This window comes from Schauerella aestuarii, from assembly GCF_009866805.1.
Lineage (GTDB): Bacteria > Pseudomonadota > Gammaproteobacteria > Burkholderiales > Burkholderiaceae_B > Schauerella > Schauerella aestuarii.
On sequence record NZ_SIZW01000009.1, the window covers coordinates 1 to 229 of the forward strand.

Genomic DNA, 229 nt, shown 5'->3' on the forward strand with positions numbered 1-229 from the left:
CGTGTAGGTCCATGCGCCGTCGGTGCCGATGGAGAATGCGCCGTATGTGCCGGCGGTAGCGGTTTGAGCCGTAAACGTGGCTTGGCCAGCGTCAGCGTCCGTGACGGTCAAAGTGCCGGAGGCCGTCAACACGCTGTCCTCGGTGACGGTGCCCGAGCCTTGACCTGCGATGACAGCTGCGTCATTCGTCCCGATCACGGTGACTGTGACTTGCGAAACCGTCCCGTCA

At 63.3% G+C, this 229-nt stretch carries 1 protein-coding gene; it reads right to left on the reverse strand.

Going from position 1 to position 229, the window contains the following annotated elements:
- Window positions 1-229, reverse strand: a 229-nt coding sequence (locus EYW45_RS00035) for a VCBS domain-containing protein (protein ID WP_202444502.1), incomplete at both ends; no start/stop codon positions are given.